This is a genomic window from Lutispora sp. (assembly GCF_041687175.1).
In the GTDB taxonomy this organism is placed as follows: Bacteria; Bacillota; Clostridia; order Lutisporales; family Lutisporaceae; genus Lutispora.
Window position 1 is genome coordinate 1 of record NZ_JAWLCK010000112.1, and the last position, 8,665, is coordinate 8,665.

An 8,665-nucleotide genomic window follows, 5' to 3' on the forward strand; every position below is an offset into this window, starting at 1 on the left:
AATAAAGGATATAGTGAAGTAGTTTACTGATAGTGGTAAGTTAAGAAAAATAGGAGGATTAATTTTGAATTTAAGTACAAAGGATTACATTTATGAAAAACTTCTCCCTAAGGTGGAGAAACCCGGAAGATACATAGGAACAGAATGGAATAGCGTTCATAAGGATTTAAATGATATAAATATAAGGTTTGCTTTTTGCTTTCCTGATTCTTACGAAGTAGGCATGTCTCACTTGGGCATGAAAATATTATATCATTTGCTCAACGATCAGAAGGATATCTATTGTGAGAGAGTATTTGCACCCTGGCCGGACATGGAAAAATTGATGAGAGAAGAAGATATTAAACTCTTTGCCTTGGAATCAAGAGATTATATTAAGGATTTTGATTTTGTTGGCTTTACTCTCCAATATGAGATGAGTTATACGAATATTATTAATATGCTTGATTTAGCTGATATCCCTAAGCTTTCAAGTCAAAGAGGAGAAAAGGATCCCTTTGTAGTGGCAGGAGGTCCCTGTGCCTATAACCCTGAGCCTCTAGCGGAGATAATTGACTTCTTCATGCTTGGAGAAGGAGAAGAACAGATGCTGGAGGTCATGGATGTCTATAGGCAGTGGAAAGCAGCAGGTTTAAAACGAGAAGAATTCCTTAATATGGTATCGGAGATACCTGGTGTCTATGTGCCTGCCTTCTATGATGTCAGCTATAATCCGGACAATACAATAGAAGCCATAAAGCCTAACAGGGATGGAGTACCTGCAAAGATTAAGAAAAGAGTGGTAAAGGATCTAAATAAAGCATATTTTCCCGATAGAATCATAGTCCCCTATATAGACATTGTCCATGACAGGATAATGCTTGAGATTTTCAGAGGTTGCACAAGAGGCTGCAGGTTTTGTCAGGCAGGCATGATTTACAGGCCAGTAAGAGAAAGAACATTGGAAGAATTGGAATCAATAGCGGAGACACTGGTTGAGAGTTCAGGATATGAAGAAATATCACTGTCATCCCTGTCCACAGGGGATTACTCCAGACTTCATCAATTGGTAGAAAAGCTCATGTCAAAGTATGGAAAAGACAGGATAGGGCTATCACTGCCTTCCTTGAGGATTGATTCCATATCTTTGAAGCTGTTGCAGGATGTTCAAAAAGTCAGAAAGAGTGGCTTAACCTTTGCACCTGAAGCTGGAACTCAAAGATTGAGGGATGTAATAAATAAGAATGTTACAGAAGAAGACTTAATAAATTCAGTTGGAGCAGCTTTTGATTCTGGTTACAGCGGTGTTAAACTGTACTTTATGATTGGTTTACCCACTGAAACCATGGAGGATGTTGAAGGTATAGCGGATCTGGGGTATAAGGTCTTGGATAGATATTATCAGGTACCAAAGGCTCAAAGAGGAAGAGGAGTCAACGTTACCATAAGCACATCCTGTTTTGTTCCTAAACCTTTTACGCCCTTTCAATGGGAACCTCAGGATACTATAGAATCAATGAGGGAGAAGCAGAAGCACCTTCAGCAAATGCTAAGGAGAAAAGGATTGACATACAACTGGCATGATCCTGAATTGAGTTATCTTGAAGCGGTTTTCGCCAGAGGTGACAGAAGACTTTCTAAGGTTCTGATAAGAGCATGGGAGCTGGGATGCAAATTTGACAGTTGGGATCAATATTTCAATTATGAAGCATGGCTGAAAGCTTTTGAAGATTGCGGAGTTGATCCTGATTTTTACACCATAAGGAAGAGGGATTTTGAAGAAGTATTACCTTGGAATCGCATAGATGTAGGAATCACCAAGAAGTATCTAAGAAGCGAATACAAAAAAGCCTTAAAAGGAGAGACAACAAGAGATTGCAGGACTGTATGCACAGGCTGTGGAATTAATCTGCTTCAGGAAGGCGGGGTGTGCAAATGATAAATATGAGACTAAAATTCATAAAAGGATCAGAGATCAAATACATATCACATCTAGACCTGATGAGAACATTTCAGAGAGCATTGAGGAGAGCTCACATACCTATGCATTACTCGAAAGGCTTCAATCCCCACCCCAGTATGTCCTTTGCTTCTGCTCTTGGCATTGGTGTGACAAGCATTGGAGAATATCTGGATATAGTCATTGAAGAAGAAGTATCTGAAAAGGAGCTAATGGAAAGATTGAATGAATCACTGCCAAAGGGATTGGAGATTGTAGATGTGGTAGTTCTTCAGGATAAGGCAAAGAGTGCCATGTCATTAGTTACTGATGCAAGATATTCTATAGAACTGGTTTTTGAGCATATCATAGATTTAGAAAAAAAGATTATGGATTTTATGGCTCAAGATAATATTATTGTACCAAAGGAGCAGCCTAAGAAGAATTTTAAAACCATTGATGTAGATATAAAACCCATGATAAAAGAAATTAAAGTCATGCCTCACGAGAACCTCAACGTGGAATTAGACTGTGTCTTAGCCTGTGGCAGCAAAGCAAATCTTAAGCCCCAACTATTGCTTGAGGCTCTGAAAAAATATATAGGGGATATCTTTGAAGTAAAAGGAGTAAAAAGAGTGGAGCTTTACACAAATATTAACCATGAACTTGTGCCATTATCGCTAGTGGATAGAAAGTAGCTGCAAGAAACAATTATTCTCTTAGGATAGGTGGCGATTATTATTAAAGAAATTGTTGTGGATGTAAGTTTTGGACAGACAAGGGCAGCGGTCCTTGAAGACAATGAATTAGTGGAAATATATATGGAGGATCAGGAAGACCAAAGCATAGTAGGCAACATATATAAGGGATTGGTGGATAATGTTTTGCCCGGAATGGGAGCTGCCTTCATAGACATTGGTACTGGTAAAAATGCTTTTTTGTATGTGAAAGATGTGCTTCCTGAACTATTGAACTACAATGGAGAATTATCTATTGATAGCGAAAATATCAGATCATACCGGATAGAAGATTATCTAAAGATAGGCCAGGAGGTTCTTATTCAAATTGTTAAAGACCCTATTGGCAATAAAGGAGCAAGAGCCACAACACATATTACACTGCCGGGGAGATTTGCAGTTTTGATGCCTACTGCAGATTATATCGGAGTATCAAGAAGAATTGAAGATGAGGCAGAAAGAGAAAGGCTTAAAGATATGGCTGCTCAAGTAAAACCCCCAAATATGGGTATAATTGTTAGAACAGCAGGTGAAGGTTGTTCATTATCGGATCTGAAGTCAGATATGGAGTTTTTGAATACTCTCTGGACTAATGTTCTTGGCAAAAGTGAGAAGACATCTGCTCCAAAGCTTATACATAAAGATATGAGCCTGTTTTTTAGAATTGTAAGAGATATGTTTACCAAAGAAATAGATAAACTCACCATCAACAATAAGGAATATTACGAAAAAGCTTTAGAGATTATATCCATGACTTCCCCTGTTCTTAAATCAAGGATTAATTATTTTGATAAGTTTTATGAGATATTTGATTACTATAAAATAGAAGAGAAAATTGAGAAGATTATTTCAAAAAAAGTATGGCTAAAAAGCGGAGGCTACATTGTAATAGACCAAACAGAAGCTCTTACTGTTGTCGATGTGAATACCGGCAAGTATGTGGGAAGCAAAGATCTTCCTGATACGGTTCTGAAGACTAATATTGAAGCAGCAAAAGAGATAGCCAGGCAATTGAGACTAAGAGATATAGGGGGCATAATAATAATCGATTTTATCGATATGAATAACGATGAGCACGAGAGCTTAGTGCTGGAAGTTCTACGAAATGCTTTGAAAAAAGATAAAAACAGAAGCAATGTGTTAGGGATGACTCACCTTGGTTTAGTGGAAATGACAAGAAAAAAAGTTGTCCAGCCGAAAACCAACATAATGCAGTCAATATGTCCCTATTGCTCAGGAACAGGAAGAGTGCTGTCAAAGCAAACAATATTTAAGAAAATAGAATTTGAGATAAACAAAGCCTTATTCAATAAAAACAATAGAAAGATTGAAATATTTGTACACCCTGATTTAGGATATGAGTTTATAAATACGTACAGTGATGAAATAAGGTCGTTGAGTGAAAAATATAATAAAGACATAAACATTATACCTGATGAAACCATACCTAAAGATGAGTTTAGAATATATAATTGAGTGATATAAAAATAATACAATGTCTTGACATTTAATGCAAGGCATTGTATTATTTTTATAATGGTATACCAAATACCGAATACCATATACCGAATACATTATACCATTATTATGTAGCATATACATAATTGGTGGAAGCTATTACGAAGTGACAACTGGTAGTAAAATACTAAAATCAGTTTAGGAGATGAAAAAATGAGGGTAAGTGCAATACAAATGAACATGTAATTTGAAGCGCAAGACAAAAATTTTAAGAAGGCAGAAAAACTTATTAGAGCAGCAGCGAAGGAAAACCCAGATACAATAGTGTTGCCTGAAACATGGAATACAGGCTTTTTCCCTTCAAATAATGCAAAGGAGCTCTCCGATAAAAACGGGGAAAACACTATAGAGTTACTCTCAAGGTTAGCAAAAGAGCTAAATGTTAATATTGTAGGAGGCTCTGTTGTTAACGAAAAAGAAGGGGGGATATATAATACTTCATACATCTTTAACAGAAAAGGTGAATGCATAGCTGAATATGACAAGACCCATCTTTTTTCTTATATGCATGAAGATGACCACTTCATAAAAGGCAATAGAGTTACAACCTTTGAATTGGACGGAGTAAAGTGTGGAATAATAATATGCTATGATGTCAGGTTCTTAGAGCTAATACGAACATTAACTTTACAGGGAATTAAAGTACTATTTGTTGTAGCTCAATGGCCTGTTCCAAGAATAAAACACTGGGAGATATTGAATACTGCTCGTGCTATTGAGAATCAAATCTTTAATGTATGTGTAAACTCATGTGGTACTGCAGGTGAAACCATTTATGCAGGGCATTCGGCGCTTATTGATCCATGGGGTGAGATTATAGTTAAAGCATCTGATAAAGAGGAAATAATAACTGGAGATCTTGATTTAGAAGTAGTTGACAAAATAAGAAATACTATCAATGTTTACAATGATAGAAGAACTGAGCTTTACAAATTAGACTAGTGGAGGCGTACAGATGAAAACCATTAATTTTAAACTTCAAAGAATGTCCGGAGAAGAAGATTTAGCACTTAGCTATGATGAACTCCTTGTTATAGGATATGCCGGAAGAAACATGGAAAAGACTATGGAGCATATAAAAGAATTGGAAGAGCAACTTGGAGTGCCAGCACCAAAAAAAATACCAACCATTTTTGAATGCTCCCATGAATTGCTGACTCAGGAAAAGGACATAAAGTTTGTTGGAAGCAAAACCTCAGGTGAGGTTGAGTATGTAATTGTTCTGTACAATGACAATATATATATTGGACTTGGAAGCGATCATACAGACAGGGAATTGGAAAGCGTAAGCGTTCCAAAAGCAAAGCAGGTTTGTCCAAAACCTATAAGTAAAGAATTATGGGACTATAATGATTTAAAGGACCATTGGGACAGTATAAAACTCATATCATATCAAACCATAAATGGTGTAGAAGAAGTATATCAAGATGGAACCCTTGCAGATATACTTCCAGTTGAAAAGATACTTGAAGAGTTGAAGGAAAGAGTAGGAGATATAAAAAACAGCATCATTTATTCAGGCACTGTACCTTTGCTAAAAGGTTTTGCATATGGAGACAATTTTAGATGTATGATGGTTGATGAAGTTTTAAACAGAACAATAGCATTGGATTACAATGTACAAGTGATTAGCGAGGAGGAAAGATAAATGAAAAGAGTAATTAGTTTAGTAATTGCTGTAGTAATGCTTTCAGGTATTTTAGTTGGATGCTCCGGAGGAAGCAACACTGGAAACACTGCAGGAAACAAACCTGTAGAAATAAAGATCGCAGCAGTAGGCAATGATGATCACCAGTCTACAATAATGGCTAAGTATTTTAAAGAAGAACTGGAAAAACTATATGATGGAGAACTAAAAATAGATATATATCCTAATGGTTCCTTAGGTGGCGAAAGAGAAGCTGCAGAAGGTGTAAAACTAGGTACAATACAGATGACAGTAGTAACATCTGACGGAACACTTCCTGCTTGGGTTCCAGACATCCAGGTACTTTCAATACCCTATCTTTTTGAAAATAAAGAGCAGGCTTACAAGGTGCTTGATGGAGTTATATCAGAACAGTTGGTACCAAAATTTGAAGAACAAGGCTTTAAGCATTTAGGATTTGGTGAACTCGGTTTCAGACATTTTACAAACAATATAAGAGAAATAAAATCTGCAGCAGATATGAAAGGTCTATCAATAAGAGTACAGGAAGCACCAATCTGGTTTGCTCTAATGAAGAGTTTACAAGCTTCAGCAGTACCTGTATCCTTCAATGAGCTTTATACTGCATTGCAGCAGGGCATGGTTGACGGACAGGAGAATCCTATAGCTTCCATAGCTACTTCTAAATTTAATGAAGTTCAGAAATACTTGACTCTCGATGGTCACACTTATGCAGCAGTAAGCATGATTATGAACAAAGGTTTCTATGATGGATTGCCTGAGGATTTAAGAGCAGCCATTGACCAGGCAGCCAAAAATGCAGTTCCAAGACAGCGTGAAGCAGTATCAGCAAAAGAAGCTGAATATTTACAGCAATTGAAGGATAGCGGAATGGTTGTAACTGAGCCTGACAAGGAAAGCTTTGTTGAAGCAACAAAGGATTTATACAAATTGGAAGAAGTTAAAGCATTGGTTAACCCAGAATTAGTTGAATTAGTAATAAATAACAGATAAGTAATAAATTCTAAGCCATAAGAGAGTATCTCTCTTATGGCACCCTTACAAAAGGAGGATAAATTGGATGAAAGCAGTTGATTCTGTTATCAACAGTTTAGTTAAACTTATGATGGGTGCCAGCTCACTGGTACTTTCTGTTGTAACTTTACTAGCTGTTATAACTAGATTTATTTTCGCAAACCCTATTCCTTGGAGCCAGGACATAATCAGAATATGCTTCGTATACTTGGTATTCTGGGGAGGAGCTTATTGTGTAAAAGAAAAAGAACATTTAAACATAGATATACTATTGACATCTGTGAATGACAAAACACGAAAAGTAATTGAAATCATAATCAATTTAATACTACTATTATTCTTTGTTTTCTTAATGTACTTTGGATTTATATTTATGCAAACTGGGGTATCCCAAAAAGCACCCTATCTACCTATACCTATGTCAGTCTATTACTTATCCCTGCCTAGCAGTGCAATACTGATGATTTATTATCAGATTCAGATAATATATGGACAGTTGAAAAGCTTAAAGGGAAATAGCAATGCTGGAGGTGAGAGAGCATGATGATAATATTAGCTCTATTTGTAGTATTTTTAATAGGAGTACCTATCGCTTTCTCCCTAGGATTAGTTTCCCTGGGACAAATAATGATTGATGGATTCCCACCGCTAGTTGTAGTTCAGAGGATGTTTACAGGTGCAGATAGTATAGCCCTTACCGCTATTCCCCTCTTTATATTATCAGGAGGATTGATGTACAGAGGTGGTATGTCAAAAAGGATAGTTAACTTCGCAGACTTGCTTATAGGTCATTTCCCAAGTGGACTTGCTATGGTAAGTATACTTGCATGTATGTTTTTTGCTGCAATAACTGGTTCAGCTATAGCAGCAACAGCAGCTATAGGCGGAATTATGATTCCTCTTATGGTGGAGAAAGGTTATGATAAGGAATACTGCGCTCCACTTTTAGCTTGTGGTGGCTCAATAGGACCTATCATACCTCCAAGTATACCTCTTCTTATTTATGGTGTTATGGCCAATGTAAGCGTAGCTAAGCTGTTTATAGGCGGATTCTTACCTGGTTTATTAATGGGCGTAGGCCTTATGGTATATAGTTTTATTGTGGGTAAAAAGAGACACTATATTGGCAGAGATAAGAGGGCACCATTTAGGGAAGTTCTTAAAGCCGGTAAAGATGCCCTGTTGGCATTGCTGATGCCTGTTATAATAATAGGCGGAATCATGAGCGGTGCATTTACACCTACTGAATCCGGTACAATAGCAGTATTCTATGCATTGATTGTAGGTATGTTTGTTTACAGAGAACTAAGCATGAAAGATTTATGGACAGCTATGGTGGATTGTGCAAAATCTACAGGACAGGTATTGGTGGTTGTAGCCTTTGCTTCACTATTTACTTGGGTAATCACAGTCAACAATATACCACAGCAAGTAAGCTCCTTCCTTGGCTATACAATCAGTACCAAGTTTATGCTCCTATTGGTCATAAATATAATATTGTTAATTGCAGGTACATTCATCGATACCACAAGTGCAGTTGTTATCTTTACACCTTTATTCCTGCCATTGGTACAAAGTTTTGGAATTGATTTAATTCACTTTGGTTTGGTTATGGCTGTTAACTTGACAATAGGTATGTGTACTCCTCCATTAGGTGTATGCCTTTTCGTATCAGGATCCATTGTCAAAATATCCTTAAAAGATCAGTTTAGAGATTTGCTTCCCATGCTGGGGGTATTGATATTAGTGCTGCTGATGGTAACATATATACCTGATATTGTATTGTTACTACCAAATCTATTCAGCTAG

7 protein-coding genes and 1 pseudogene are annotated in these 8,665 nt (G+C 36.8%); all 8 read left to right on the top strand.

The features are described 5' to 3' along the window. The first annotated feature begins 61 nt into the window (after window positions 1–61). Window positions 62–1,918, top strand: coding sequence for a TIGR03960 family B12-binding radical SAM protein (locus ACESM9_RS12770; protein ID WP_372999308.1), 1,857 nt, complete (start codon window positions 62–64; stop codon window positions 1,916–1,918). Next, a complete protein-coding gene (locus ACESM9_RS12775; protein WP_372999291.1) occupies window positions 1,915–2,616 on the top strand; it encodes a TIGR03936 family radical SAM-associated protein in 702 nt (233 codons plus the stop codon). Before ACESM9_RS12770 ends, ACESM9_RS12775 begins: the two co-directional genes overlap by 4 nt. A 30-nt stretch (window positions 2,617–2,646) precedes the next feature. After that, window positions 2,647–4,131 carry a ribonuclease E/G gene (locus tag ACESM9_RS12780; RefSeq protein WP_372999294.1) on the top strand — a complete coding sequence of 495 codons (1,485 nt, stop codon included), beginning with the start codon at window positions 2,647–2,649 and terminating at the stop codon, window positions 4,129–4,131. 195 nt (window positions 4,132–4,326) lie between these two features. Further along, a pseudogene (locus ACESM9_RS12785) lies at window positions 4,327–5,115 on the top strand (carbon-nitrogen family hydrolase). 13 nt (window positions 5,116–5,128) lie between these two features. Beyond that, a complete protein-coding gene (locus ACESM9_RS12790; RefSeq protein ID WP_372999296.1) occupies window positions 5,129–5,821 on the top strand; it encodes a DUF2848 family protein in 693 nt (230 codons plus the stop codon). Further along, entirely contained in the window at window positions 5,822–6,835 is a 1,014-nt protein-coding gene (gene dctP / locus ACESM9_RS12795; protein WP_372999299.1) for a DctP family TRAP transporter solute-binding subunit, read from the top strand. A gap of 67 nt (window positions 6,836–6,902) precedes the next feature. After that, window positions 6,903–7,400 carry a TRAP transporter small permease gene (locus ACESM9_RS12800; RefSeq protein ID WP_372999302.1) on the top strand — a complete coding sequence of 166 codons (498 nt, stop codon included), beginning with the start codon at window positions 6,903–6,905 and terminating at the stop codon, window positions 7,398–7,400. Beyond that, a complete protein-coding gene (locus ACESM9_RS12805; RefSeq protein ID WP_372999305.1) occupies window positions 7,397–8,665 on the top strand; it encodes a TRAP transporter large permease in 1,269 nt (422 codons plus the stop codon). The genes ACESM9_RS12800 and ACESM9_RS12805 overlap by 4 nt, the downstream gene beginning before the upstream one ends.